The 26,495-nt window shown below is 59.3% G+C and carries 26 protein-coding genes and 1 pseudogene; 12 read left to right on the top strand and 15 right to left on the bottom strand.

The window, feature by feature from the left end; genetic code table 11:
* Positions 1-3 precede the first annotated feature (3 nt).
* A complete protein-coding gene (mfd, locus tag F8N21_RS22730; protein ID WP_150644250.1) occupies positions 4-3,453 on the bottom strand; it encodes a transcription-repair coupling factor in 3,450 nt (1,149 codons plus the stop codon).
* Positions 3,454-3,624: 171 nt separating this feature from the next.
* Here mfd and F8N21_RS22725 point away from each other — a divergent pair, with 171 nt between their 5' ends.
* The 3 genes from F8N21_RS22725 (at position 3,625) to sthA (ending at position 7,969) form a co-directional block, all read left to right on the top strand.
* Positions 3,625-5,088, top strand: a complete 1,464-nt coding sequence (locus F8N21_RS22725) for a glyceraldehyde-3-phosphate dehydrogenase (protein ID WP_150644249.1) — start codon at positions 3,625-3,627, stop codon at positions 5,086-5,088.
* Between the two features lie 265 nt (positions 5,089-5,353).
* The gene (locus F8N21_RS22720; protein ID WP_150644265.1) at positions 5,354-6,361 is read left to right on the top strand and encodes an FAD:protein FMN transferase; all 1,008 of its coding nucleotides are present in this window, start codon (positions 5,354-5,356) and stop codon (positions 6,359-6,361) included.
* Between the two features lie 213 nt (positions 6,362-6,574).
* Positions 6,575-7,969: a Si-specific NAD(P)(+) transhydrogenase gene (sthA, locus tag F8N21_RS22715; RefSeq protein ID WP_150644248.1), complete on the top strand. Its 1,395-nt coding sequence runs from the start codon at positions 6,575-6,577 to the stop codon at positions 7,967-7,969.
* Between the two features lie 42 nt (positions 7,970-8,011).
* On the opposite strand, the gene F8N21_RS22710 is transcribed toward sthA, so the two are convergent.
* Positions 8,012-8,734: a glycerophosphodiester phosphodiesterase gene (locus F8N21_RS22710; RefSeq protein ID WP_150644247.1), complete on the bottom strand. Its 723-nt coding sequence runs from the start codon at positions 8,732-8,734 to the stop codon at positions 8,012-8,014.
* Positions 8,735-8,752: 18 nt separating this feature from the next.
* Positions 8,753-9,340: a PilZ domain-containing protein gene (locus F8N21_RS22705; RefSeq protein ID WP_150644246.1), complete on the bottom strand. Its 588-nt coding sequence runs from the start codon at positions 9,338-9,340 to the stop codon at positions 8,753-8,755.
* 94 nt (positions 9,341-9,434) lie between these two features.
* Between F8N21_RS22705 and F8N21_RS22700 the strand changes: the two genes are divergently transcribed.
* The 3 genes from F8N21_RS22700 (at position 9,435) to F8N21_RS22690 (ending at position 12,685) form a co-directional block, all read left to right on the top strand.
* A complete protein-coding gene (locus F8N21_RS22700) occupies positions 9,435-10,685 on the top strand; it encodes a lipoprotein-releasing ABC transporter permease subunit (RefSeq protein WP_150644245.1) in 1,251 nt (416 codons plus the stop codon).
* Positions 10,686-10,692: 7 nt separating this feature from the next.
* Positions 10,693-11,376, top strand: a complete 684-nt coding sequence (gene lolD / locus F8N21_RS22695; RefSeq protein WP_191624380.1) for a lipoprotein-releasing ABC transporter ATP-binding protein LolD — start codon at positions 10,693-10,695, stop codon at positions 11,374-11,376.
* Between the two features lie 64 nt (positions 11,377-11,440).
* Entirely contained in the window at positions 11,441-12,685 is a 1,245-nt protein-coding gene (locus F8N21_RS22690; protein ID WP_150644243.1) for a lipoprotein-releasing ABC transporter permease subunit, read from the top strand.
* Between the two features lie 268 nt (positions 12,686-12,953).
* Here the strand turns inward: F8N21_RS22690 and F8N21_RS22685 are convergent, their stop codons facing one another.
* A complete protein-coding gene (locus F8N21_RS22685; RefSeq protein ID WP_150644242.1) occupies positions 12,954-14,315 on the bottom strand; it encodes a heavy metal sensor histidine kinase in 1,362 nt (453 codons plus the stop codon).
* Entirely contained in the window at positions 14,315-14,995 is a 681-nt protein-coding gene (locus F8N21_RS22680) for a heavy metal response regulator transcription factor (protein ID WP_150644241.1), read from the bottom strand. The genes F8N21_RS22685 and F8N21_RS22680 overlap by 1 nt, the downstream gene beginning before the upstream one ends.
* Before the next feature lie 153 nt (positions 14,996-15,148).
* Here F8N21_RS22680 and F8N21_RS22675 point away from each other — a divergent pair, with 153 nt between their 5' ends.
* Together F8N21_RS22675 and queF are read left to right on the top strand one after the other, a co-directional pair.
* Positions 15,149-15,712, top strand: a complete 564-nt coding sequence (locus F8N21_RS22675) for a plastocyanin/azurin family copper-binding protein (RefSeq protein ID WP_150644240.1) — start codon at positions 15,149-15,151, stop codon at positions 15,710-15,712.
* Between the two features lie 69 nt (positions 15,713-15,781).
* Positions 15,782-16,612 (top strand): NADPH-dependent 7-cyano-7-deazaguanine reductase QueF, encoded by an 831-nt coding sequence (gene queF, locus F8N21_RS22670; protein ID WP_150644239.1) that lies wholly within the window; start codon positions 15,782-15,784, stop codon positions 16,610-16,612.
* Positions 16,613-16,800: 188 nt separating this feature from the next.
* On the opposite strand, the gene F8N21_RS22665 is transcribed toward queF, so the two are convergent.
* Both F8N21_RS22665 and F8N21_RS22660 read right to left on the bottom strand, forming a co-directional pair.
* Positions 16,801-17,064, bottom strand: a complete 264-nt coding sequence (locus F8N21_RS22665; RefSeq protein WP_150644238.1) for a DUF4404 family protein — start codon at positions 17,062-17,064, stop codon at positions 16,801-16,803.
* A 113-nt stretch (positions 17,065-17,177) separates the two neighbouring features.
* Complete coding sequence (locus tag F8N21_RS22660; RefSeq protein WP_150644237.1) at positions 17,178-17,804, bottom strand: HAD family phosphatase; 627 nt, start codon at positions 17,802-17,804, stop codon at positions 17,178-17,180.
* 191 nt (positions 17,805-17,995) lie between these two features.
* Here F8N21_RS22660 and F8N21_RS22655 point away from each other — a divergent pair, with 191 nt between their 5' ends.
* From F8N21_RS22655 to rssC, 3 genes are all read left to right on the top strand, one after another.
* Entirely contained in the window at positions 17,996-18,685 is a 690-nt protein-coding gene (locus F8N21_RS22655; protein WP_150644236.1) for a VacJ family lipoprotein, read from the top strand.
* Between the two features lie 449 nt (positions 18,686-19,134).
* A complete protein-coding gene (gene rssB / locus F8N21_RS22650; RefSeq protein ID WP_150644264.1) occupies positions 19,135-20,316 on the top strand; it encodes a two-component system response regulator RssB in 1,182 nt (393 codons plus the stop codon).
* Positions 20,316-20,798: an anti-sigma factor antagonist RssC gene (gene rssC, locus F8N21_RS22645; protein WP_150644235.1), complete on the top strand. Its 483-nt coding sequence runs from the start codon at positions 20,316-20,318 to the stop codon at positions 20,796-20,798. The genes rssB and rssC overlap by 1 nt, the downstream gene beginning before the upstream one ends.
* 80 nt (positions 20,799-20,878) lie before the next feature.
* Here rssC and tal read toward each other — a convergent pair whose 3' ends face one another.
* The 5 genes from tal to dusA all read right to left on the bottom strand — a co-directional run bounded on the left by tal (position 20,879) and on the right by dusA (position 24,349).
* Positions 20,879-21,805, bottom strand: a complete 927-nt coding sequence (gene tal, locus F8N21_RS22640; protein ID WP_150644234.1) for a transaldolase — start codon at positions 21,803-21,805, stop codon at positions 20,879-20,881.
* A 178-nt stretch (positions 21,806-21,983) separates the two neighbouring features.
* Positions 21,984-22,232, bottom strand: a complete 249-nt coding sequence (locus F8N21_RS22635; RefSeq protein ID WP_150644233.1) for an AbrB/MazE/SpoVT family DNA-binding domain-containing protein — start codon at positions 22,230-22,232, stop codon at positions 21,984-21,986.
* 55 nt (positions 22,233-22,287) lie between these two features.
* Positions 22,288-22,785, bottom strand: a complete 498-nt coding sequence (locus F8N21_RS22630) for an RES family NAD+ phosphorylase (RefSeq protein WP_150644232.1) — start codon at positions 22,783-22,785, stop codon at positions 22,288-22,290.
* Complete coding sequence (locus F8N21_RS22625) at positions 22,785-23,255, bottom strand: antitoxin Xre/MbcA/ParS toxin-binding domain-containing protein (protein WP_150644231.1); 471 nt, start codon at positions 23,253-23,255, stop codon at positions 22,785-22,787. Before F8N21_RS22625 ends, F8N21_RS22630 begins: the two co-directional genes overlap by 1 nt.
* A gap of 74 nt (positions 23,256-23,329) precedes the next feature.
* Positions 23,330-24,349, bottom strand: a complete 1,020-nt coding sequence (gene dusA, locus F8N21_RS22620) for a tRNA dihydrouridine(20/20a) synthase DusA (protein ID WP_150644230.1) — start codon at positions 24,347-24,349, stop codon at positions 23,330-23,332.
* A 103-nt stretch (positions 24,350-24,452) separates the two neighbouring features.
* On the opposite strand from dusA, the pseudogene F8N21_RS22615 reads away from it, so the two are divergent.
* Positions 24,453-24,705: pseudogene (locus F8N21_RS22615) on the top strand (site-specific integrase); the annotation flags it as partial.
* Between the two features lie 119 nt (positions 24,706-24,824).
* Here the strand turns inward: F8N21_RS22615 and F8N21_RS22610 are convergent.
* The 3 genes from F8N21_RS22610 to F8N21_RS22600 form a co-directional block, all read right to left on the bottom strand.
* Complete coding sequence (locus F8N21_RS22610; protein ID WP_150644229.1) at positions 24,825-25,571, bottom strand: hypothetical protein; 747 nt, start codon at positions 25,569-25,571, stop codon at positions 24,825-24,827.
* Between the two features lie 384 nt (positions 25,572-25,955).
* Positions 25,956-26,276 carry a hypothetical protein gene (locus F8N21_RS22605; RefSeq protein ID WP_150644228.1) on the bottom strand — a complete coding sequence of 107 codons (321 nt, stop codon included), beginning with the start codon at positions 26,274-26,276 and terminating at the stop codon, positions 25,956-25,958.
* 66 nt (positions 26,277-26,342) lie between these two features.
* Positions 26,343-26,495, bottom strand: a 153-nt coding sequence (locus F8N21_RS22600) for a transposase domain-containing protein (RefSeq protein ID WP_150644227.1), incomplete at its 5' end; no start/stop codon positions are given.

Below are 26,495 nucleotides of genomic sequence, written 5' to 3'. Positions count from 1 at the left end.
CCTTCAAGCAGTTTTCGGGATGAGGCGCTCGAACAGCGCCTCCAGTGTATTGAAGCGCTCTTCCGGGCGCTCCATTGGCACCATGAATTTGAACATCGTGGCGCCTTCGAACTTGTAGCGGTTGGGCTGGCCCTGGATCAGCTTGATCAGCACCAGTGGATCGACCGGGGTTTGCGCCTCGAACTCGATGCGACCGCCTTGCGGGCCGCCGTCGACTTTCTTGATGCCGAGCTGTTCGGCCTGCAGTTTGAGCAGGGTCATGCGCACCAGGTTCTTGGTCGGCTCCGGCAACAGGCCGAAGCGGTCGATCATCTCCACCTGCAGGTCTTTCAAGCCTTCCTCATCGGTCGCCGAGGCGATGCGTTTGTAGAGGATCAGCCGTGCGTGCACGTCCGGCAGATAGTCTTCGGGGATCAACGCTGGCAGTCGCAGGTTGATCTCCGGACCGCCGCCCAGGGGTTGATCGAGATTCGGCTGTTCGCCCTTGCGAATGGCTTTCACCGCGCGCTCGAGCATCTCCATGTACAGGGTAAAGCCAACCGCCTGAATCTGCCCGCTTTGACCGTCACCCAGCAATTCACCGGCACCGCGGATTTCCAGGTCGTTGGTGGCCAGCACGAAACCCGCGCCGAGGTCCTGGGTGTTGGCGATGGCTTCCAGGCGCTTTTCCGCGTCCGGGGTGATTTGCTGGCGTGGCGGAGTCAGCAGGTAGGCGTAGGCCTGGTGGTGACTGCGACCGACCCGACCGCGCAGCTGGTGCAATTGCGCCAGGCCGAACTTGTCCGCCCGCTCGATGATGATGGTGTTGGCGCTCGGCACGTCGATCCCGGTCTCGATGATGGTCGAGGCGATCAGCACGTTGAAGCGCTTGTGATAGAAGTCGCTCATCACTTGTTCGAGTTCACGCTCGCGCATCTGCCCGTGGCCGATGCCGATCCGTGCTTCCGGCACCAGCTCGGCGAGGTCGGCGGCGCATTTCTCGATGGTCTTCACATCGTTGTGCAGGTAATAGACCTGGCCACCGCGCAACAGCTCGCGGAGCAGGGCCTCTTTGACCGTGCTCTTGTTCTGTTCCATGACAAAGGTCCGCACCGACAGGCGACGGGCTGGCGGCGTGGCGATGATCGACAGGTCGCGCATGCCCGAGACCGCCATATTCAGCGTGCGCGGAATAGGCGTTGCAGTCAGGGTCAGGATGTCGACTTCGCTGCGCAGGGCCTTGAGCTGTTCTTTCTGGCGGACGCCGAAGCGGTGTTCTTCGTCGATGATTACCAAGCCGAGGTTTTTGATCTTTACATCGTCCTGCAGCAGCTTGTGGGTGCCGATGACGATGTCGATCTTGCCCTCGGCCAGTTCGGCGACCGCGGCGTTGATTTCCTTGGTCGACTTGAAGCGGCTCATCACTTCCACGGAGACCGGCCAGTCGGCGAAGCGATCGCGGAAGCTGTTGTAATGCTGCTGGGCGAGCAGGGTGGTGGGCACCAGGATGGCCACCTGACGCCCGCCATGCACGGCGATGAAGGCCGCGCGCATTGCCACTTCGGTCTTGCCGAAACCCACGTCGCCGCAGACCAGGCGGTCCATCGGCTTGGGCGCGAGCATATCGGCGCGCACCGCGTCGATGGTGGTTTGCTGGTCGGGGGTTTCTTCGAACGGGAAGCCGGCGCTGAAGGTGGCGTAATCGGCTTTCGGGTCTTCGAAGGCATAGCCTTCGCGGGCCGCGCGCCGGGCATAGATGTCGAGCAGTTCGGCGGCCACGTCGCGCACCTGCTCGGCGGCTTTGCGTTTGGCTTTCTGCCAGGTTTCCGAACCCAGGCGATGCAGCGGGGCCAAGGCATCGTCGGTGCCGGTGTAACGAGCGATCAGGTGCAGGTTGGCCACCGGCACATAGAGCTTGGCGCCCTCGGCGTAGGCGAGGGTGAGGAACTCGGCGGCCTGATTGTCGATTTCCAGGGTGGCCAGGCCCAGGTAGCGGCCGACTCCGTGATCGATGTGCACCACCGGCGCGCCTTCGCGCAGTTCGGTGAGGTTCTTGATCACCGCATCGGTATTGGCGTCGGCGCGTTTTTCCCGACGCCGGCGCTGCATCACGCGCTGGCCGAACAGCGGGCTTTCGGCAATCAGTGCCAGTGCCGGCTCATCCAGCACCAGGCCTTCGTCCAGCGGGGCAATGGTGATTGCCAGGCGATGTTTGCTGGCGACGAAATCCGGCCAGCTGTCGACGGTTTTCGGCCGCAGCTTCAGACGTTCGAGCAGTTCCAGCAGCACTTCGCGGCGCCCGGCGGACTCGGCGGTAAATAACACGCGGCCGGGAAATTCGTCGAGGAACCCTGCGAGTGCCGCCAGGGGTTCATTGGCCTTGGCTTCGATCGCCAGGCTGGGCAATGGCTGGGCCGGGAAACGCTCGCGGCCGACGCCGGTTTCGACGTCCTGCTGGCTGGCGACCACCCGCGGCCAGTTTTTCAGGCGGGCAAAGCAGTCTTCCACCGGCAGGAACAGTTCGGCCGGTGGCAGCAGGGGGCGTGCGGGGTCGACGCGGCGTTCTTCATAGCGGTTGCGTACATCGTTCCAGAAGTTCTCGGCGGCCTGTTCGATGCCCGGCAGGGAAAACACCTGGGTGTCCTGGGGCAAGTAATCGAACAGGGTCGAGGTTTCGTCGAAGAACAGTGGCAGGTAGTACTCGATACCGGCCGGGGTAATCCCGCTGCTCAGGTCCTGGAAGATCGGGCAGCGGCGGAAGTCGACATCGAAACGCTCGCGAAAGCGCGCCTTGAAACGGGTGACGGCGTCCTTTTGCAGCGGAAACTCCCGCGCCGGCAGCAGCCGCACCGAGGTGACCTTGTCGATGGAACGCTGGTTATCCGGATCGAAGGTGCGCAGGGTTTCGATTTCGTCATCGAACAGGTCGATGCGGTAGGGCAGTTTGCTGCCCATCGGGAACAAATCGATCAGCGCTCCACGCACCGCGAACTCGCCGTGCTCGTAGACCGTATCGACGCAGCGGTAGCCACTGGCCTCAAGCCGGGTGCGCATCTGATCGACATCGAGCTTCTGGCCGATGTCCAGCACCAGGCTGCTGCCCAGCAGGAATTTGGTCGGTGCCAGGCGATGTAGGGCCGTGGTGATCGGCACTACCAAAACGCCATGACTGAGTTCCGGCAACCGATAAAGGCTGGCGATACGCTGGGAAATGATGTCCTGGTGCGGCGAAAACAGATCGTAGGGCAGGGTTTCCCAGTCCGGGAAATGCAATACTGGCAAATCCGGGGCGAAGAAACTCAGCTCCTGTTCCAGCCGTTCGGCACTTTGGCTGTCGGCGGTCAGGAGCAGGGTGAAGCGCTTTGCAGCGCTGGCAGCCTCGGCAATCGCCAGGCTGAGGGCGGCACCGGGCAGGTTGCCCCAGTGCTGTTTGCCTGCGGCGGCAGGGAGTAGCGGTAGACGCAGAACGGGCACGGAAGGTTGAGCTCCAAGCGTTGCGACAAAGTCGACGATTGTAGCTGGCGAAGGCACCGGCTGTCAGTTGCTGACTACTAAACAAAGGGCGAAATGCGTGTCGCGACAGCCGCGCATTGATCCGAAAGGCAGTCGGCGGCATAATGTAGCCCCTTTTTTCTGCCCCTACATATGTGGAAGGTTCCCGTGACTCAGAAGCCCGACCAGTGTCTTGGTGAATGGATCGACCGTGAAGCACTCGCAGAAGCGATGATTCCGCTTATCGGTCAGCTCTACCGCAACAACAACGTGGTGAGCTCGATCTATGGCCGCAGCCTGATCAATCGTTCAGTCATAGCGATTCTCAAAGCTCACCGTTTTGCTCGTCATCGCCAGTCCGATGACAGCGAACTGTCCGTCCACGAAACATTCCCTCTGCTCAAAGCGATGAGCGAGCTCAAACTCGGCTCTGCTTCGGTAGACCTGGGCAAGCTGGCGGTCAAATTCAAGGCCGAAGGCAATGGCCGTACCGCCGAAGAGTTCGTCCGTGACGAACTGGTCGATGTGGTCGGCAAGCAAAATGGTTCCGGTCGTACCGGCACTGACGTGGTGCTGTACGGCTTCGGTCGTATCGGCCGTCTGCTGGCGCGCATCCTGATCGAAAAAACCGGTGGCGGCGACGGCTTGCGTCTGCGTGCCATCGTGGTCCGCAAGGGCGCCGACAACGATCTGGTCAAGCGTGCCAGCCTGTTGCGTCGTGACTCGGTGCATGGCCCGTTCGATGGCACCATCGTTATCGATGAAGCCAACAACACCATAACCGCCAACGGCAACCTGATCCAGGTGATCTACGCGAAGAACCCTACTGAAGTGGATTACACCCAGTACGGCATCAAGAACGCGCTGCTGGTGGACAACACCGGTGTATGGCGTGACGCCGACGGCCTGGGCCAGCATCTGGCCTGCCCGGGTATCGATCGCGTCGTTCTGACCGCGCCTGGCAAAGGCAAGCTGAAGAACATCGTGCACGGTATCAACCACGGCGAAATCACGGCTGACGACAAGATCGTGTCCGCGGCTTCCTGCACCACCAACGCCATCGTGCCGGTGCTCAAGGCAGTCAACGACAAGTTCGGCATCATCAATGGTCACGTTGAAACGGTTCACTCGTACACCAACGACCAGAACCTGATCGACAACTTCCACAAAGGCGATCGCCGTGGTCGTAGCGCCGCGTTGAACATGGTGATCACCGAGACCGGTGCTGCCACTGCCGCCGCCAAGGCGCTGCCGGAACTGGCTGGCAAGTTGACCGGTAACGCGATCCGCGTGCCAACGCCAAACGTGTCGATGGCCATTCTCAACCTCAACCTTGAGAAAGCCACCACTCGCGAAGAGATCAACGAGTACCTGCGCTACATGGCGCTGCACTCCGATCTGCATAAGCAAATCGACTACGTGCACTCGCAGGAAGTGGTTTCCACCGACTTCGTTGGCTCGCGCCACGCCGGTGTGGTGGATGCCGAAGCTACTATCTGCAACGACAACCGCGTTGTTCTGTACGTCTGGTACGACAACGAATTCGGTTACAGCTGCCAGGTAGTGCGCGTGATGGAAGACATGGCCGGGGTCAACCCGCCAGCGTTCCCGCGCTAAGCTTTAGCCGCACATGAAAACGCCCCGACTTGTCGGGGCGTTTTTGTTTGTGGGGCGATCAAAAGATCAAGATCAAGATCAAAAGATCGCAGCCTGCGGCAGCTCCTACGCCGACTGTGTACACCCGTGAATTAAAGGGTGTACGCCAATCATGTAGGAGCTGCCGCAGGCTGCGATCTTTTAGGCGAGCATCTGTCGCATAATGCCCACCCCTGCTTACAGGGCGAGTCAATTTTCTGGAGGGGCAGGTTTGCGTAAGTGGCCAATGCTGGTTCCAGGTCTATTCCTGGTAATCGGCGCACTCTCGGGCTGTGGCAATGGCGATTCGCTGGAAAGCTTCAGCGGTCCGACCATGGGCAGCACCTATTCAATCAAATACGTGCGGTATACCGGGATTCCCGGGCCGGCCGAGGTTCAGCAGCAAGTCCAGCACATCCTCTCCGAAGTCGATCGGCAGATGTCGACCTACCGCAGCGACTCGGACATCGAGCGTTTCAATGATTTGCCGGCGAACAGTTGCCAGCCAATGCCTGAATCGATCCTGCAATTGGTGCGGGTCGGCGAGCAGCTGTCGATCGCCAGCGACGGTTCTTTCGATCTGACCGTGGAGCCGCTGCTGAACCTGTGGGGCTTCGGGCCCCAGGCTCGCGAGGAGCAAGTCCCGAGTGCCGAAGCCCTGGCTGAAGTCCGCCAGCGGGTCGGTCATGCTCATTTGCGGATCGAGGGTGATCGGTTGTGCAAGGACGCGCCGGTCAATGTCGACTTCAACAGCGTCGCTGCCGGTTATGCAGTAGACCAGATCGCCGCGAAGCTGACGGCACTGGGCATCGACAGCTATCTGGTGGAAGTCACCGGAGAACTCAAGGCCCTCGGTAAAAAGCCCGATGGCTCACCCTGGCGGATCGCCCTGGAAGAGCCTCGGGACGATCAGCAAGTGGTCGAGCGGGTCATCGCGGTGGATGGTTACGGGGTGTCCACCTCGGGCGACTATCGTAAATATTTCGAGCAGGACGGGCGACGTTATTCCCACACCTTCGACGCCCGTACCGGCAAGCCGGTCGAGCATACGTTGGCGTCAGTAACGGTGATTCATCCTTCGGCGTTGATGGCCGATGGCTTGTCCACGCTATTGCTGATTCTGGGCCCGGAGCGCGGTTGGGATTACGCGGAAAAACATCGGATCGGGGCATTTTTTGTGATCCGCACCGACAGCGGTTTCGTCACACGCAGCAGTCAGGTTTTTGTGCGCCTGAGCGCGGATAAAACCAAGTGATTGCGCCGCGAGCAAAGGCGGGTGCTGGCGATGTAGTGCAGGCAAAAGTAGCCTACGACGCGACCAAGGGTTAATGTGCGCGGCGTTGACGCTTCTATAGACTGTGTCCGGGTTTTTCTTACAGACCCCAAATTGTTCTTTCATGCCGCACAGGCCGGCATGATTTAGCCGCAGGTACCTGAGTGGTGCCGCGGCCTGTTCTGAGGAGTATGCATGGCTGTCTACAACTACGACGTGGTGGTGCTGGGTTCCGGCCCGGCTGGAGAAGGTGCGGCGATGAACGCCGTCAAGGCAGGGCGCAAGGTGGCGATGGTCGATAGCCGTCGTCAGGTCGGCGGCAACTGCACCCACCTGGGGACCATCCCGTCCAAGGCTTTGCGTCACTCGGTCCGGCAGATCATGCAGTTCAACACCAACCCGATGTTCCGGGCTATTGGCGAGCCGCGCTGGTTCTCTTTTCCTGACGTACTCAAGAGTGCGGAAAAGGTGATTGGCAAGCAGGTGGCCTCGCGCACCGGCTATTACGCGCGCAATCGGGTTGACCTGTTTTTCGGCACCGGCAGCTTCGCCGACGAGCAGACCGTCGAAGTGGTCAGCGCCAATGGCATGGTCGATACGCTGGTGGCCAAGCACATCATTATCGCCACCGGTTCGCGCCCGTATCGCCCGGCCGACATCGATTTCAACCACCCGCGCATCTACGATAGCGATACGATCCTGAGCCTGGGCCACACCCCGCGCAAACTCATCGTTTATGGCGCCGGCGTGATCGGTTGCGAATACGCCTCGATCTTCAGTGGTCTTGGGGTTTTGGTTGAGCTGGTGGATAACCGCGGCCAGCTGCTGAGCTTCCTCGACTCCGAGATCTCCCAGGCCCTGAGCTACCACTTCAGCAACAACAACATCACGGTGCGGCACAACGAGGACTACGACCGGGTCGAAGGCCTCGACAACGGCGTGATCCTGCACCTCAAGTCCGGCAAGAAGATCAAGGCCGATGCCTTGCTCTGGTGCAACGGGCGTACCGGCAACACCGACAAGCTGGGCATGGAAAACATCGGGGTCAAGGTCAACAGCCGTGGCCAGATCGAGGTGGACGAGAACTATCGCACCTGCGTGCCGAACATCTACGGCGCCGGTGACGTGATCGGCTGGCCGAGCCTGGCCAGTGCCGCCCATGACCAAGGGCGTTCGGCAGCCGGGAGCATCGTCGACAATGGTAGCTGGCGTTTCGTCAACGACGTACCGACCGGCATCTACACCATTCCGGAGATCAGCTCGATCGGCAAGAACGAGCAGGAGCTGACCCAGGCCAAGGTGCCGTACGAAGTCGGCAAGGCGTTCTTCAAGGGCATGGCGCGCGCGCAGATCGCCGGTGAGCCCCAGGGCATGCTGAAGATCCTGTTCCACCGCGAGACGCTGGAAGTCCTCGGTGTGCACTGCTTCGGTTACCAGGCGTCGGAGATCGTGCACATTGGCCAGGCGATCATGAACCAGCCGGGCGAACTCAACACCCTGAAATACTTCGTCAACACCACGTTCAACTACCCGACCATGGCCGAAGCCTATCGGGTAGCGGCTTACGACGGCCTCAACCGGCTTTTTTGAGCGGCTCCGGCCGGTGGCCTGAGCCGGCCGGGGAGACCGATTTCAGCAATTCTCGAGCGTGGCGCTGGCCAAACCGGGAAAGTCTGTAATCAGGCTATCTACGCCGAAGTCGGCGAGCCTGCGCATCAGCGCGGGTTCGTTGACTGTCCACACCGACACATGCAGACCCTGACGCTGCGCCTTCTCCAGGCGCTCAGGGGTGCACAGCGTCCAGTTCAAGGCAAGAATCCCACAGCCATAGCTTTGCGCGACCTTGATCGGGTCGAGCCAGGCGTATTCGGCGACCAGCCCGCGAGACAGATCCGGGGTCAGCTCCAGCGCGGCCTTGAGCACTTCCCTCGAACTCGAGGTGATGGTGATCTTGTCCAGCAAGCCAAAACGCTGGGCCATTTCCCGAATCGCCAGGACCGTGGTCACGGCGCGAGTGCGTGAAGCGCTCTTGACCTCAAGCTGCCAGTGCTCGAAATCGCACTTCTCGAACAGCTCCTCCAAGCGCGGAATCGGACATGGCTTGATCCAGCCCGGGCCGCCCTTGCGCGCATCGTAGGTGACCAGGTCGGCGGCCAATTGCTCGACCACCTTGCCGCGGCGGTCGGTGGTGCGCTTGAGCGTCGGGTCGTGGATTACCATCAACTCGCCGTCCATGGACAGATGCAGGTCCAGCTCGCAGCGACGTACCCCGTGTTTGAGGCACTGCTGAAAACTGGCCAGGGTGTTTTCCGGTGCTTCGCCTTTGGCGCCGCGGTGGCCGTAGATAAGGGTCACGGTTCTTCCTTAAAAAAGTTAATCGCCGGATAAATCGGTTTGTTCGCGGGCCAGGCGCCGCTCCTGCGCCTGTTTCTGCAAGATATAACGGGCCAGCAACTGGCGCTGCGCGTCGGTCGGCGACTCGAACTCAGTGCCGATCTTGAACGTGCCGAAGCCCTCTGGTTCACAGTTCGTGACCTTGGCCCGCAACAGCAGGCCCAAGGCTTGTGGCATCAGCAATAGCTTGATCGCCAGATGGCTGTCGGGCGGGTAAGCGAGGTGATATTCGAACTCGATACCGCCTTCGGACAGCACTACGTGCTGCGGTTCCTCGAACTTGTCGAGCACGGTCTGGGCGACTACCTGGCCGAGCAGGTCGATGCGCTTGTTCAGGACCTTCAGGTAGGCGGCCATGGTTCGATCGCGTTCGCTGATCTGCCGGAGCAGGTGCTGCGATTCGAATTCGCTCAGGTGCAGTTCGCTGAGCAGATTGAATAAAGTCGACTCATCCTGCAACACTTCCTGGCCTGTGGTTTCGTGGGCAGAGAGGGGCCGAATTTCCAGTGCGATCGTGTCCTCGATACGGTAGTATTCGCGGCGATCTTCTTCATCTAATGTCGACATGGCGAACCCATGGTAGTAGCAGTGGTCTGAGTGTAAAGCTGGTTATCGACCCCCGCCACAAGGACGTTCCTTTTCCCTCCGAACAAGCCCCGACATGTTCAGACCTCTCTTCGTATTTATTGGCACGCGTTACACCCGTGCAAAGCGTCGCAATCATTTTGTGTCATTCATTTCCCTGACCTCGATGATCGGACTCGCCCTCGGCGTGGTCGTGATGATCGTTGTGTTATCGGTGATGAACGGTTTCGATCATGAGATGCGCACCCGCGTGCTGGGCATGGTGCCCCACGCGACCATCGAGTCCGGTGAGCCGGTCAACGACTGGCAACGCCTGGCCGCCAAGGTCCAGCAGAACCCGCAGGTGCTGGCGGTTGCGCCGTTCACCCAGATGCAGGGGCTGCTGACCAACAACGGCAAGGTTTCCAAAGTGCTGCTCAATGGCATCGACCCTGCGCAGGAGCGGCAGGTCTCGATCATTGATAACTTCATGCAGCAGGGCAAACTCGACGACCTGGCCCCCGGCAGTTTCGGCATCGTCATCGGCGACAAGGCCGCGGCCAAACTGGGTGCGGCCATCGGCGACAAGCTGACCTTCGTCGCCCCCGAAGTCACCGTGACCCCGGCCGGGATGTTCCCGCGCATGAAACGCTTTACCGTGGTCGGCATTTTCCATGTCGGCGCCGGCGAGCTGGACGGTTACCTGGGCATTACCAATGTCCAGGATCTGTCCAGGTTGCATCGCTGGAAAGCGGATCAGGTCCAGGGCCTGCGCCTGAAGTTCGATGACCTGTTCCAGGCACCGCGCACGGCGTGGAACATTGCCCAGCAGCTCGGCGAAGATCGCTTCTACGCCCGTGACTGGACCCGCACCCACGGCAATCTGTATCAGGCCATCCGCATGGAGAAAGCCATGATCGGCCTGCTGTTGCTGCTGATCGTTGCCGTCGCCGCCTTCAATATCATTTCCACGCTGGTGATGGTGGTGAACGACAAGAAGGGCGATATCGCGATTCTGCGCACCCTGGGCTCCACGCCGGGGCAGATCATGGCGATCTTCATGGTCCAGGGCACGGTGATCGGCGTCATCGGCACGCTGATCGGCGCCGTGGTCGGGATGTTCGCCGCGCTGAATGTCAGCGCCGCGATCTCCGGCCTGGAAAGCCTGCTCGGGCACAAATTCCTTAATGCCGACGTGTATTTCATCGACTACCTGCCGTCGCAGCTGATGGCCGAAGACGTGTTGATGGTCAGCGCCGCCGCGTTGGTCCTGAGTTTCCTCGCCACCCTGTATCCAGCCTGGCGTGCCGCGCGCACCCAGCCCGCGGAGGCGTTACGTTATGAGTGAGTTGGGCATGAGTGAAAAAGCAATCTTGAGCTGCCGCGACCTGGGCAAATCCTACGAGGAAGGTCCGGAGTCGGTGGTGGTGTTGTCCGGCCTGCAACTGGAGTTGCATCCGGGTGAGCGGGTGGCGATCGTCGGCACTTCCGGTTCGGGCAAAAGTACCTTGCTCAACCTGTTGGGCGGCCTCGATACGCCGTCCTCGGGCAGTGTCTGGCTGGCCGGTGAAGAACTCTCGGCCCTCAACGAAAAGGCCCGGGGCCTGCTGCGCAACCGTTCGCTGGGTTTCGTCTACCAGTTTCACCACTTGCTGCCTGAATTCACTGCCCTGGAAAACGTCTGCATGCCGCTGTTGATCGGCCGCACGGCAATTCCCGAAGCGCGCAAGCGGGCCCAGGCCTTGCTCGAGCGCGTAGGGCTGGGCCATCGCCTGGAGCACAAGCCGGCGGAGCTGTCCGGTGGCGAGCGCCAGCGTGTGGCAATCGCCCGGGCCCTGGTCAACAACCCGGGGCTGGTGATGCTCGATGAGCCGACCGGCAACCTCGATTCCCACACCGCTCAAGGCATTCAGGATCTGATGCTGGAACTCAGCACCTCGATGCGCACGGCGTTCCTGGTGGTGACCCACGACATGAACCTGGCCCGCCAGATGGACCGCGTCCTGCATCTGCAGGAAGGTTTCCTGACGCCCATCTGATTGGCCGAAACCCGGCGCTTGATTCAGGTGTCGGGTCTTTTATTTTCATACGGTGCCCCAGCGAATGTTCAGACCGTTATCGATTTTTATCGGCACGCGCTATACCCGCGCCAAGCGCCGCAATCGCTTTGTTTCGTTCATCTCGATGACCTCGATGATCGGCCTCGCCCTGGGTGTGCTGGCGATGATCGTGGTGCTGTCGGTGATGAACGGCTTCCAGCGCGAAATGAGCTCGCGCATTCTCGGCATGGTGCCCCACGCGACCATCGTCGGCGTCAACCCGATCGATGATTGGCAGCCGGTGGCCGCCGCCGCGATGAAAAATCCCGAAGTGACCGCCGCAGTGCCATTCACCGAGATGGAGGGCATGCTGTCCTATAAGGGTTCGATGCAGCCGATCCAGATCAGCGGCGTCGACCCGGCCCAGGAAGGCAAGGTCTCGATCGTCGCCAAGCACATCGTCCAGGGTCGCCTGGATGCGTTGAAACCCGGCGAGTTCGGGGTGGTGCTGGGTGAGATCACCGCGCGGCGCTTCCGCTTGAACGTTGGCGACAAACTGACCTTGATCGTCCCGGAAATCAGCTCGGCACCGGGTGGCATCACACCGCGCATGCAGCGGCTGAATGTGGTCGGGGTGTTCAAGGTCGGCGCCGAACTCGATGGTTCGATGGCGCTGATTCACCTCGCCGATGCCGCGCAAATGCAGCATTGGCAACCGAACCAGGTGCAAAGCGTGCGCCTGGCGGTGAAGGATCTGTATGCCGCGCCACAGGTGTCGAGCGACATCGCCAGTGGCCTGGGCGCCGATTACAAGGCGGATGACTGGACCCACACCCAGGGCAGCCTGTTCAGCGCGATGAAGATGGAAAAGACCATGATCGGCCTGCTGTTGCTGATGATCGTTGCCGTGGCGGCCTTCAACATCATCGCCACCTTGATCATGGTGGTGAACGACAAGGGCGCGGACATCGCGATCCTGCGCACCATCGGCGCGACTCCCGGGCAGATCATGGCGATCTTCATGGTGCAGGGCACGGTAATCGGGATAGTCGGTACCTTGATCGGCGGGATCCTCGGGGTGATCGCGGCGCTGAATGTCAGCGAACTGGTGGGTTGGCTGGAACGGGTCAGTGGTCAGCACATCTTCAGTTCCGACGTGTACTTCGTCAGCAACCTGCCGTCCGAGCTGCAAGGCGTGGATGTGGCGCTGATCTGCTCCGCGGGTTTTGTCCTGAGCTTCCTGGCCACCGTCTACCCGGCCTGGCGCGCATCGAAAATCCAGCCGGCGGATGCGCTGAGATATTCGTAAGCAGGTATACCGCTATCGCGAGCAAGCTCGCTCCCACACTGGATCGCAGTCGCACACAAATTAAGTGTTCACTGAAAATCTAATGTGGGAGCGGGCTTGCTCGCGATGGGGTCGGTCCTGCTGGCGCATGTGACATTTGTAAGCAGATATACCGCTTTCGCGAGCAAGCCCGCTCCCACAGGGGATCGCAGTCGTATAGAAATCAAATGTTCACTGAAAATCTAATGTGGGAGCGGGCTTGCTCGCGATAGGGCCGGTGCTGCTGGCCTCAATCCACCTTTGGCAACTCAATCACAAACCGCGTCCATCCATGCTCCGACTCACAACGAATTTTCCCGCCATGGGCGCGGACGATCGACTGGGTAATCGCCAGTCCCAGCCCCGCATGTTCGCTGCTGCCTTCGCGGCGAGCCGGATCGGCGCGGTAAAAGCGATCGAACAAGCGCGGTAGCAATGCCTCGGGAATCCCGTCACCACTGTTCTCGATGCTCAGGCTCAGGCCTTGTGTGGTCTCGACAATCCGCACTCCGACCTCACCACCTGCCGGGGTAAACCGCAGCGCATTGTCCAGCAGATTGGAGAGGGCGCGACGCAGCATGCTGCGGTCGCCGGTAAAACTCGCGCGGCCTTCGCGGGTCAGGCTGATCCGGGCGTCTTCGGCCAGCGGTGCATAGAACTCCAGCAGCAGGTCCGCCTCGTCTCCGAGCTCCAAAGGCTCACGCTTGGGGATCAACAGCCCATGATCGGCCTTGGCCAGATACAGCATGTCGTTGACCAGTTGCGCCATCCATTGCAGTTCTTCGAGGTTGCTGTGCAACGCTTCGCGATAGTCCTCCAGCGGCCGAGGACGGGTGAGGGTGACCTGGGTGTGGGTCAGCAGGTTGGACAGCGGTGTGCGCAGTTCATGGGCGATGTCTGCGGAGAAGGCCGAGAGCCGTTGAAAGGAGTCGTCGAGGCGCCCGAGCATGGCGTTGAAGGCTTGGGCCAGTTCAGCGAGTTCGGCCGGCATCTGATCGTCGGGCAGGCGCTGGGTCAGCGAACTGGCGGACACACCGGCAGCGACTTCACTCATGCGCCGCAGCGGAAGTAAACCGCTGCGCGCCGCCCAGGCGCCGAGCAATGCGGTGGCAAGCGCTGACAGGCCAACCGTCAACCAGATCAAATGCTGCATGCGTTGCAGGAAGTGTTGGTGATGCGTGATATCGAGCATCAAGGTCAGTTGTGGGGCGCCTGGTTTGTCCGGTTCCAGCGCGGCGCTGTAGACCCGGTAGGCGGTGCCGCTGCTGTGCAGGCTATGCAGGCCGGACTCGCTCGGCAAGTCAGCGGGCAGGGCGCTTGAGCTGTCGAACCAGACGCTGCCATTGGCTGCACTGACCCGCAGCGACAGATCCGGTTGGTGGCTGAGTTCATCCTGCAACCGGGCTTTGCGTTCAGCGAAGCGGGCCGGGTCGTCGGCGCCTTGCAGAACGCTGCGCAGGACCATCAGTTTGCTGTCGAGCAGTTGCTGGTCGAGCTCGATGAAATGCCCTTCGCTGGCGCGACTGAAGAGCACGCCGGCCAGCAACGACACCAGCGCGGTACAGGCGGCAAACAGCAGCGCCAGGCGACTGCTCAGAGAAAGCCGGCGCATCAGACCGGGCGCTCTTCAAGGACGTAGCCCATGCCGCGCACGGTATGAATCAATTTGTTGGGGAAGTCATCGTCGATTTTCAGGCGCAAGCGGCGAATCGCCACTTCGATGACATTGGTGTCGCTGTCGAAATTCATGTCCCAGACCTGCGAGGCAATCAGCGACTTGGGCAGTACTTCACCCTGGCGGCGCAAGAGCATTTCCAGCAAGGCGAACTCCTTGGCGGTCAGGTCGATGCGCTGGCCACCGCGTTCGACCCGTCGGCGGATCAGGTCCAGGCGCAAATCGGCCAGTTGCAGGCTGGTTTCCTGAGGCGTGGTGCTGCCGCGGCGCAACAGGCTGCGCACCCGGGCCAGCAGTTCGGAAAAGGCGAAGGGTTTGACCAGGTAGTCGTCGGCCCCCAGTTCAAGGCCGTGCACCCGGTCTTCCACTGCATCGCGGGCAGTCAGGAACAGCACCGGCATGTCCAGGCCAGCGCTGCGCACGGCTTGCAGAATCTGCCAGCCGTCGCGCCCGGGCAGCATCACATCGAGGATCAATAGTGCGTAATCGCCGGTCAGCGCCAGGTGTTGGCCGGTGGTGCCATCGGCCACCAGTTCGGCGTTGAAACCGGCTTCACTCAGACCCTGGCGCAGGTATTGTCCGGTTTTCGGTTGGTCTTCGACGATCAGCAGTTTCATGGGCGACTCATGACAAACAGACGGGGCTTTATACCTTGGGCGGTCGCGATGGGGCGCAACCTGACAAAGTTGTAATCCAGCAGTCAGCTGACTGGCAGCCGCGCGGGTTTAGAGTGTCCCACAGGCTGAACCTGATCTTGGCGGAGTGTGACTATGTTTTTGCGAAATCGACTGGCGCTTGCCGGTTGTCTGCTGCTGTTGAGTTTTCCGATATGGGCGTCGCCGGGACACACCGACAGCTTCGGCGCGCCGGCGCCGGCGGCGAAAGCTACGCGCACGGTCGAGGTGGTGATGGGCGACATGACCTTCAGCCCCACGTCGCTGGAGATCAAGGCCGGTGAGACGGTGCGCTTTGTGCTGATCAACAAGGGCCAGCTGCTGCACGAGTTCAATCTGGGCGATGCAGCGATGCATGCCCGGCACCAGCAGGAGATGCTGCAAATGCAGCAGAGCGGCATGCTGACCCCGACCGCGATAAAGCCTGCAACAAAATCCTCGGACGCCATGGATCACGCGGCAATGGGCCACGGCTCCAAGGCCGGCATGGCGCATGGATCGAGCATGCAGCATGACGACCCCAACAGTGTGCTGGTGGAACCGGGCAAAACCGCTGAATTGACCTGGACTTTCAGCAAGGCCGGCAATCTGGAGTTCGCCTGCAACATCCCCGGCCACTATCAGGCGGGCATGGTCGGCAAGCTGAACGTCAGCCAGTAAGCGCCTGGCACTCAAAGGCGGGCGCAAAGGCTGATAGACTTGTCGGGTTTATTTAGTCAGGTTCCCGCCATGCATCCCGCAGCCGAACATTCGCCGCTGGGCAAGTCCAGTGAATACATTTCTACCTACACCCCGTCTCTGCTGTTTCCGATCCCGCGCGCGGCGAAATGGGCCGAGCTGGGCTTGAGCGCCGAAACCCTGCCATACAAGGGCGTGGACTTCTGGAACTGCTTCGAGCTGTCCTGGTTGCTGCCATCCGGCAAGCCGGTGGTGGCCATCGGCGAGTTCAGCATTCCCGCGGATTCGCCGAACATCATTGAGTCGAAGTCCTTCAAGCTGTACCTCAACTCGTTGAACCAGACGCCGTTCGCTGATCGTCACAGCCTGGAAGCGACCCTGCAGGCCGACCTGTCGGCAGCGGCGGGCAAGCCGGTGGGCGTGCGGATTCGCACTCTGGGCGAGGTCCAGGCTGAAGGTGTGGCCGGGTTGCCGGGGGTGTGCATCGATGAGCTGGATGTCAGTGTCAGCGATTATGCGCAGCCGCGCCCGGAGTTGCTGCGTTGCGACGAGTCGCGAGTGATCGAGGAGAGCGTGCACAGTCATCTGCTCAAATCCAATTGCCCGGTGACCGGCCAGCCGGACTGGGGCAGCGTTGCGGTGGAATACCGCGGCGCAGCGCTGGATCACGCCAGCCTGTTGGCCTATCTGGTGAGCTTCCGTCAGCACGCGGACTTCCACGAGCAGTGCGTGGAGCGGATCTTTCTCGACCTGCAACGCCTGCTCAAGCCGGAGAAACTCACGGTGTTTGCGCGTTACGTGCGCCGGGGTGGTCTGGATATCAACCCGTATCGCAGCACCGAGGCGGTGGAGTTGCCTAACCTCAGGTTGGTTCGCCAGTAAGGCCTGAAAAATGTAGTCCCCCTAAAAGATCGCAGCCTGCGGCAGCTCCTACGGGGATTTGCGTTTACCCCAAGATTGCGGATGTACGCGGTCGGCGTAGGAGCTGCCGCAGGCTGCGATCTTTTGATCTTGCTTCCAAAAACAAAAAAGCCCCGCTGCAAAGAGCGGGGCTTTTGTATTCGGGGGGCTTAGATCCCCATATTACCGAGCGCTATCACGATATTGCGCAAGGTGCCGGCAATCGCCGGATGGTCGACTTCGAAACGTTCTACGGCGAGGTTGACGCCATCGGCCAGGCTGGTGTCCTGGGTTTTTCTCTCGATTTCGATCTCGAGTTCGATCTGCTGCATCAGCAATTGCAGGTCGGCGCGTTCTGCTTCCGAAAGCGGTGGGTTCTGCTCCAATTGCTCGCGCAGGGTATCGAGTTGTTTTTGCAGGTCGCGGGCAGGCATGGCGTTCTCCCTTTATTGATAGGCACAGGGATGGACCACTACAGCAGGTTAAAGATCCATTCCCTGACCTTAGAGTAATCCACTCCATCGCCAAGTGCATGATCTCGATCAAATCAAGGTTTTTCACCCTTGAGACGCCGCAGACTGATATCTGCCAGGCAATTGCCGAGTTCGCCCAGATGATCGATCACCGAATGCACCCCGAGACCGAACAGTTGCAGGGTCGCCTTGCCGCGTTTGTGCTCGCGCGCTTGCTGGCTCAACGCCTGCCATTCGCTGGGTGCCAGCCCGCACAGCGAGCCGCAGGAGGCCAGACCGATGGTCCACAGCCCGGCGTTGAGGCCGGCCTGTAGCAGGCGTGGTTCACCGCTGACCAGCACGCAGCCATCCAGGCGATCGACATTCAGCGCCATCAGCGCCTGCCAGCAGGCATTCGGTGCCGGCCATTGGCGGCTGGTTTCGGCGTTGCGGGCGGGTTTGATCCAGTCCGGCAGCGAGGCCGCCAGATCGTGGCTGACCCCCGCTGGCAGTTCATCCAGCCAGGCGCAGGGGATGCCCTGGCAGTGCAAGCTATGCAGGATGTCCAGCGCGCCCGGCGTGGCATTGGCGGGCTGGTGGGGCGGTTGATCGGGATTGTGCTGGCGCGTTCGGGCGCCGAAATCGACCAGGCAGCCGCTGAGCCCGAAAAGCACGGCGGTCAGGGCTGGAGCGGCTACGGGCAAGGCTTCGGCGTGCGGCATATGAACGTCCCTGAAATAGCCTCCGAGGCTAGTCGTCGCCGATGACAGTTGAGTGACAGCGGTGTGAAGGGCCAAGGCAAGTACAGGGCTGCCGCGTGGAAGGCTGCGTAATAGAGCTGATTCGTCTTATACTAGCGCGCTTAACGCAAGGCCTGGCCCTCGCGACAGAACAAACCAAGGAGTTTCTGCTTATGCGCTGGAGCAATCGTCTAGCTCATTTATTTGTGTGTGCCAGCCTCATGCTGGCTCCGTTTGTTGCCCAGGCAGCAACGGAAGAAGATCCTTGGGAAAGTCTCAATCGGCCGATTTTTCGCTTCAACGATCTGCTGGATACCTATGCCCTGAAACCCCTGGCGCAAGGCTATCAGGCGGTCACTCCGCAGTTTCTTGAAGACGGCATCCACAACATGTTCCGCAACGCAGGTGATGTCGGCAACCTGGCCAACGATGTGTTGCAGGCCAAACCCCGGGCAGCGGGAATCGACACCGCTCGCCTGATGTTCAACACCACCTTCGGTCTCTTCGGTTTCTTCGACGTCGGGACCAAAATGGGCCTGCAGCGCAACGACGAAGACTTCGGTCAGACCCTCGGCTACTGGGGCACGGGCAGCGGTCCGTACGTCATGCTGCCATTCCTGGGCCCAAGTACCTTGCGTGACGCACCTTCCAAGTACGTGGACAGCTTCACCGAACCCTACCGTTACATCAATCACATCCCTACGCGGAATGTGGGATTCGGCCTGGATATCATCGACACTCGTGCCAGCCTGTTGTCGAGCGAGAAGCTGATCAGCGGCGACAAGTACGTTTTTATTCGCAATGCCTACCTGCAGAACCGCGAATTCAAGGTCAAGGACGGTCAGGTAGAAGACGACTTTTAAATCTGATCCTGCCAACAACGAAGGCGGCCAATCGGCCGCCTTCGGTGTTTTTGTCCATGATCAACTCATTGTCAGGATTGTAAGCCCAAGTTTCTGAGCATCTATGACCCAGACCACCGAGGTATTGGCTTCCAGCCTTGCGAGGGCCGCTTTTCACTGTCCTCACGCCCATGGTCTCTATCCTTCGATTCTGTTACGGTTTTGCCTGTTCTTATAACTCCCGGTCATTTGCGAGGTAAAGACCTCAGGCGACCATCGGCATGAGCTTGAAACGCCCCGCGGATGGGAGTACCGTCTGCGCCTTAGAAGGGCACCTCTGATAACGCGCCAATCGGGCAATAAGCTCCGAAAATTGCGACTCGGAGAGGCTAGAAAGCGAATCCAGTAGCGTGAGTCCGGCCCAGGCCTCGCTCACCTACGCCAACCTTATTCTGGCGCCGTTTGCCCACATGCAGAAAACCAGTGCCACACTGCTGATAATCGACGACGACGAAGTAGTGCGCGCGAGCCTTGCAGCCTATTTGGAAGACAGCGGATTCAGCGTCCTTCAGGCCAGCAATGGCCAGCAGGGTCTCAAGGTATTCGAGCAAGCAAAGCCCGATCTGGTGATCTGCGATCTGCGCATGCCACAGATGGGCGGACTCGAACTGATTCGTCAGGTGACCGACCTGTCTCCACAAACGCCGATGATCGTTGTTTCTGGCGCGGGCGTCATGAACGACGCTGTCGAGGCCCTGCGTCTCGGCGCGGCGGACTACCTGATCAAACCCCTCGAAGACCTCGCCGTGCTCGAGCACTCTGTGCGCCGGGCCCTGGATCGCGCGCGTCTGCTGCTGGAGAACCAGCGCTACCGCGTGAAGCTGGAAACCGCCAACCGCGAGCTCGAAGCCAGCCTGAACCTGTTGCAGGAAGACCAGAACGCCGGGCGCCAGGTGCAGATGAACATGCTGCCGGTCAGCCCCTGGACGATCAACGAGTTCCAGTTCGCCCACCAGATCATCCCGTCTTTGTACCTCTCCGGTGATTTTGTCGACTATTTTCGGGTCGACGAGCGTCGGGTAGCTTTCTATCTGGCAGACGTTTCCGGCCATGGCGCGTCATCGGCATTCGTCACCGTGCTGTTGAAATTCATGACCACGCGGTTGTTGTTCGAGTCCAAGCGCAACGGCACCTTGCCGGAATTCAAGCCTTCGGAAGTCCTCGGCCATATCAACCGGGGCCTGATCAGCTGTAAGCTGGGCAAACACGTCACGATGGTCGGTGGAGTCATCGACGAGGAGACAGGTTTGTTGACCTACAGCATTGGCGGTCACCTGCCTTTGCCTGTGTTATACACCCCAACCAGTGTCCGTTATCTGGAAGGGCGTGGTCTGCCGGTGGGCTTGTTCAACGAAGCCACCTACGAGGATCAGGTGATGGAATTGCCGCCGGTATTCAGTTTGACGCTGATGTCCGATGGCATTCTGGATCTTTTGCCCGAGCAGACACTCAAAGAGAAAGAGGCCGCCTTACCTGAACGGGTAAGATCGGCGGGCGGCAGCCTGGATGGTCTGCGGCAGATATTTGGATTGGCCACGCTAGGGGAGATGCCGGATGATATCGCCCTGTTGGTGTTGAGCAGGAATCTTTAATGAGTACTGGAAGAATCCAGTTCGCCGAGCAGGACGGCACCTTCGTCCTTAAATTCGTCGGTGAAGTACGCCTGACCCTGTGTTCGGCGTTGGATGCGACTATCGAGAAGATCTTCACCTCGCTGAATTTTACAGCGATCGTGATCGATCTGACCGAAACCCGCAGCATAGACAGCACGACCCTGGGTCTGCTGGCCAAACTGTCGATCCTTTCGCGGCAGAAGGTCGGCCTGTTGCCGACGGTTGTCACCACCCACGAAGACATCACCCGGCTCTTGCAGTCGATGGGCTTCGATCAGGTGTTCAACATCGTCGATCGCCCGATCCCTTGCCCGGAATGCCTGACCGACCTGCCATCCCAGGACCAGTCGGAAGAAGTAGTGCGGATCAAAGTGCTCGAAGCACACAAGATCCTCATGGGTCTCAACGACTCCAACCGCGAAGCCTTCCACGACCTGGTGAACGCCCTCGAGCGTCAATGATCGCAGCTGGCTTTTGCGCATAAACATAAAAAAGGGCGAACCCGCGAGGGTCCGCCCTTTTTGCGTGGGCCAGGCGTGGGTCAGAGCTTGGCGGACAGCAGCGCTTCGAGTTTTTCCTGGTCGCGGGAGAACTGACGAATACCTTCGGCGAGCTTCTCGGTGGCCATGGCGTCCTCGTTGGAGGCCCAGCGGAACTGACTCTCGGTCAGGCTCTGGCGGGGTTCGCCGGCGTGGCCTGGAGCCAGCTTGCGCTCAAGCTTGCCAGTGTCTGCGGCGAGTTTCTCCAGCAGATCCGGGCTGATAGTCAGGCGATCACAGCCGGCCAGCTGCTCGATCTGGTTCAGGTTGCGGAAACTGGCTCCCATGACCACGGTCTTGAAGTCATTGGCCTTGTAGTAGTTGTAGATGCGAGTGACCGACTGCACGCCCGGATCATCGGAACCGGTGTAGTCGTTGCCGCTGCTCTTCTTGTACCAGTCGTAGATCCGGCCCACGAACGGCGAAATCAGGAACACCCCGGCCTCGGCACAGGCAACCGCCTGGGCGAAGGAGAACAACAGGGTCAGGTTGGTCTGAATACCTTCGCGCTCGAGTTTCTCGGCGGCGCGGATACCTTCCCAGGTGGAAGCGACCTTGATCAGTACGCGTTCATGGCCAATCCCGGCCTTGTCATACAGCTCGATCAGACGGTGCGCGCGCTTCAATACCGCGTCAGTGTCGAACGACAGCCGCGCATCCACTTCAGTGGAAATACGCCCGGGAATCACCTTCAGAATCTCTTGCCCAACCGCCACACCAAAACGATCGCTGGCCAGACCGATATCGCCCTTGCAGTCGCTGACACAGGCGTTCAGCAACTCGGCATAACCTGGAATGGCCGCGGCCTTGAGCAGCAGCGAAGGATTGGTGGTGGCATCCACCGGTTTGACCCGAGCGATAGCTTCAAAATCGCCAGTATCGGCAACAACGGTGGTGAACTGCTTGAGTTGATCCAGCTTGGAAGTCATAAGCGTGCTCTGTCCTGTGGGTCTGTTGACATTACCCGAGCGCTGACAGCCACTCAAGGGCGCGAATGCATCTCGACGGCCCCAGCGGCAACTACCTGAAAACAGGCGTTTGAAAGGCGGGGCGCGGTATCGATAAATACGATGCCGAAATGCGGCACAGGTTCAAATAAAGTGACGGTTAGCGGCCTTGGTCTCCAGATCGTTGTGCTGCGATGGCCTGGTTCATGTCCTCGATACTTACAGCCTTGGAGGGCTTGCGAATGAGTCCTTTGAGATCCCGGACCGAATGAGTCACTGCCACGATGGCGAATTTGCCATCGCCCATGGCTACAAACTCGATGCGATCCCCTGTGTCCAGGCCAAGGGAGGCCCTAACCTGCGCCGGAATGGTGATTTGTCCTTTCGAGGTCAGTGTGGCGGTTGCCATAGCGGATGCTCCGTTAAGTCAAGGGCCGGATCCCGCACCCGAGATCTTGATCAGCTCAGTGGGTTGGAGGATTCAAGCGTGTGTCGAGCGCGAATCCTTCTTGCCGCACGACCTCATACAAGCCTTCGGCCAAATCCGGATTCATCACAATATTCCAGCTATGTCGGGAGACCGCCGATGGAATCAGGATAAAGGGGTGCTCTGCCAGTAACTCATCACCGAATTGCTGTTGGCCAAGGCTGGGCGTGCCCGGTACCAGCCAGTTCGGGTTAGGGACATCGTCTGGAGAAATACGATGCACCCGGGACAGATCAAGGATGCGCGCGCCAGTCAGAACATGGGGGACAGTGTCGAGGGCGCGGAAGCCTTTATGGACCGCCACCTCGAGGATTGCCGTAGAGGGGTCGGCAGAGCTGTATACCGCTTTGATTCCCTTCGAGTTCCAGCGACCACCGCCCAATTCTGCGCCGATGCCACTGAACCATGTCGTGGCATGCTCTTTACGGTCTAGCCGCCACAGGCAGAGTTCCGTACTTCCAGACGCCAGGGTCATCAAGAATAAACCCCATAGTCCATACGAGTCAGGAAGTCATCGACCAACTCAAAGCCCACCTGGGTGGTCAGCAAATCGATTGGGGCGCGGCCTTCCAGACCTAGCGCAGGTGTCACCATCCAGTTCGCCGCTTCCTGGAGATCGCCGAACACGCCCTCAGCCTTGCTCAACACTTTCGCCAAGCGCCAAGCACTGCTGCTCTGCTCGGATGTGAGCGGCTCAGGATTCTTGATGCGCCGCTGCACGGTGCGATCAGAAAGTCCGATGATTTTGCCGAAGACCTGCTTGTCTTTGAAGCGAGCGACCGACTGAACGAAGCTGATCACTGCGTCCGAAGGAAACCCTCTTTCAATCAGCTCATGAACCTCGAAAGCACTTCGCGCATGCGGTGGCCGGCTGCCAAACAGCAACTGCAGGGGCTTCGTTGGATCTTGGGATTGATAGCGATGTACTTCGCTGTGGACTGCCATATCTGGTCACCTCGCTCGCGCCATATGGCGAAAGTATAATGCCAGATGGCGGGTCGTGCGAGTCTTTGCACCGGCTAGCGCCCTTCAAGCAACTCCGCCGCCTGATCCAGCAACACCAAAGGCTCTTTAGCCTTGTGAATATCCACCGACAACAACTGCCGAAACTTGCGCGCCCCCGGAAACCCGGTGCCCAGCCCCAGCACATGCCGGGTGATATGGTGCATCGCCCCGCCAGTCGCCAGATGCTCGGCAATATAAGGCCGCAACCGCGCCAATGCCTCGGCCCGCGTAATCACCGGCGCCGTACTGCCGAACAACTGCTGATCCACCTCAGCCATCACATAAGGGTTGTGATACGCCTCACGCCCCAGCATCACCCCGTCAAAACGCTGCAAATGCTCGTGACACTCCGCCAGCGTCTTGATCCCGCCATTGAGTATAATCTCCAGCTCCGGGAAATCCGCCTTCAACCGCGCCGCCACATCATATTGCAGCGGCGGAATATCCCGATTCTCCTTCGGCGACAACCCCTCCAGAATCGCAATCCGCGCATGCACGGTAAAACTGGTACACCCGGCATCCCGAACCGTCCCGACGAAATCACACAACTCCTCGTAACTGTCCCGCCCATTGATCCCGATCCGATGCTTCACCGTCACCGGAATCGACACCGCATCACGCATCGCCTTCACACAATCCGCCACCAGCGCAGGGTGCGCCATCAGGCACGCGCCGATCATATTGTTCTGCACACGGTCGCTGGGGCAGCCGACATTGAGGTTCACCTCGTCGTAGCCGTGTTCCTGGGCCATGCGGGCGCACGCGGCTAGATCAACCGGGACACTGCCGCCGAGTTGCAGGGCGAGCGGGTGTTCGGCTTCGTTGTGGCGCAGGAAGCGGTCGTGGTCGCCGTTGAGCAGGGCGCCGGTGGTGACCATTTCGGTGTAGAGCAGGGCGTGTTTGGAGAGCAGGCGCAGGAAGAACCGGCAATGGCGGTCGGTCCAATCCATCATCGGCGCGACGCTGAAGCGACGGGACAGCTCAGTACGGGAGTTGCTAGCGTTTACGGGGACTTCAGGTTTTTCGAAATTCATTGATACTGATCTTTTATACAGTGGTTGTTACCCATTTTTCCTTGTCTTTCGAGGTCGGTTGCTACAACAGCAGCAATCGAAATCAGCAATGCAGCAACTGGAAATGGGCACGTTCACATCACGTAAGCGCAACTCGACGGCCTGCACGGCGCAGATACGGATCAATCGGGATGGGACGACAGTTTATCAGGAAAGCCAAACCTTCGACCGCAAGCAAGTCGTCCAGGTCTGGATCAAGCAACGTGAGACCGAGTTGGGCGAGCCTGGGTCGCATCGAGCGAGCGAAGCGCAAGGGTGTGACGATTACGGTGATGATCGAGCAGTACCTGGAAGAGTACGAAAGGATTCGGTCGCTGCAGCCGAAGTTCGGCAATTGGGCTATAGATTCCTGAGCCTCGAAGGCGAGGCTAAGTAGCGAAGCTTCCCTTGTTTCAGTCAAGTAAGAGAGTTAGCCATTGAAAGCTTCATCGTGGCATTAAAATGCGAGGCCTAATTTTACGCCATACTCATCCCTGGTTTGTTTGTCGAAAGGGCTCACCACAAATTGACCATCCAGGTCATATTTGAAGCGATTGTAGTATAGGGATGCGATAACCGGAATCGCTCCTTGCTGATTAAACAGGAAACTCAGCTCGACAAAAGGATTGGTGCTATCTTTTAAATCCAGTTTCTCGCTGTTGATTCCACGGATTTTTAGCTTCGCATCACCATTTATTGCCTTTCGAATTCCCGCTTCAAAACGCAGGGTTGTAGTGCTGAACTGATGATTGTAGCCAGCAGCAGCTTTAGCGAAAGGAGTGCGGTTGGTAAGATCAATGTCGTACTTTTTAAAGTTCGGCTGAAAGCGATTCCATTTGTATCCTCCGCCCAGCACAATATCTACAAAATTGAACGCATCCAAAGCAATCCTCCAGCCAAGATCCAGGTCGGCTTGGCCATCCTTTACTTTCTGATTCTGTTTTTCAGAATACTGGCCACTGATTTCTGCATGATAAACAAGGCCGGTCTGAGCGGTCATTTTGTTGCCGAAGTTGAGAAATAATCCTCCTTCCGGCATGTGCTCGGTGTCCGTGCTTCTGCGTCCTGTGAATTCGAGTGCGCTGTAGCTTCCCAGCAAACCAAATGCAAAAACCGGCTCTGTAGGGAGGGCAGCGTTAGAGATTGTTGGTGCGGTTCCCGCGAGTAGGGTGGTGACAACAGCAGCAAGATTGGTTCTATTCATAAGAACTCCATCAACGTACTACTGGTCCGGATTAGACCGATCACTTACAACCATAGTCGCTTTTTTTCAGGTGTTGGACCGGTCATCGAGAGGGGCTGGCCATGAAGGTGGCCTTTTGCCGCAATTGCCTCGATTTGGCACTTGTTAGCAGCGAAAAGCAGCGAAAATGGGGCTAATTTATTTCCCTAAGCAGGTGGCCCTGAAGGCTGGAAAAAATAAATCTGTCCCCTTTTTTCCACTTTTTTCCAAAGAGAAACCCCGGGCTGAACCGGGTTTCTTTAGTGCTGAGTAGAGCTCAAGTTTTTGGCGCCAACTTCCCGAAGATAGGGTTATCCCGTACCCACGAGTCAAACCGCATGCGCATGATGGTGCGCTGGATGAAGCTCAGTCGGCTATCGCGCTCCAGACTCGCGTAGATAACACCATCTGGCTGTACCCTGGCTGATAAGTCGAGAATTCAATGTGGTCGAAGTCCGTGATCGCCACGTTGAAGGCCATGCAGCCTTCGCCTGAACTCGTAAAGGTGAGCTTCGCCCTTTGTGTATGCATGTTCTCAGGGTTGAGCCCATTGCTCAATTCGCTATATTTGATCCCCGACAACTCGCAGAAGCCTTCCTTGTAATGCCAGCGGTTCTCGCTCTCTACGAAGTTATTCTGCAGGCCTAAGGCATTAAGCGCCGGGAGGTCTTTGCCATCAAAAGTCAAGCGGACACCGTATTGTAGATTTCAGGTCGCTTGTTGGTAAGCGTCCGCCCAACACACCTTGCATGGTTAAACGGGCTTCCATCTATGCGGCAGCAACTCGTCAATTTCACTCGCCCGCTGCGTCGGCAGGCGCGTGAGTACGTCCTTCAGATAGGCATACGGATCATGGCCGTTAAGCCGTGCCGACTGGATCAAACTCATGATCGCAGCCGCACGTTT

Origin of the sequence: Pseudomonas fluorescens (assembly GCF_902497895.1) — a bacterium.
In the GTDB taxonomy this organism is placed as follows: domain Bacteria; phylum Pseudomonadota; class Gammaproteobacteria; order Pseudomonadales; family Pseudomonadaceae; genus Aquipseudomonas; species Aquipseudomonas fluorescens_BP.
This window is presented reverse-complemented; position numbering and strand designations above follow the sequence as displayed.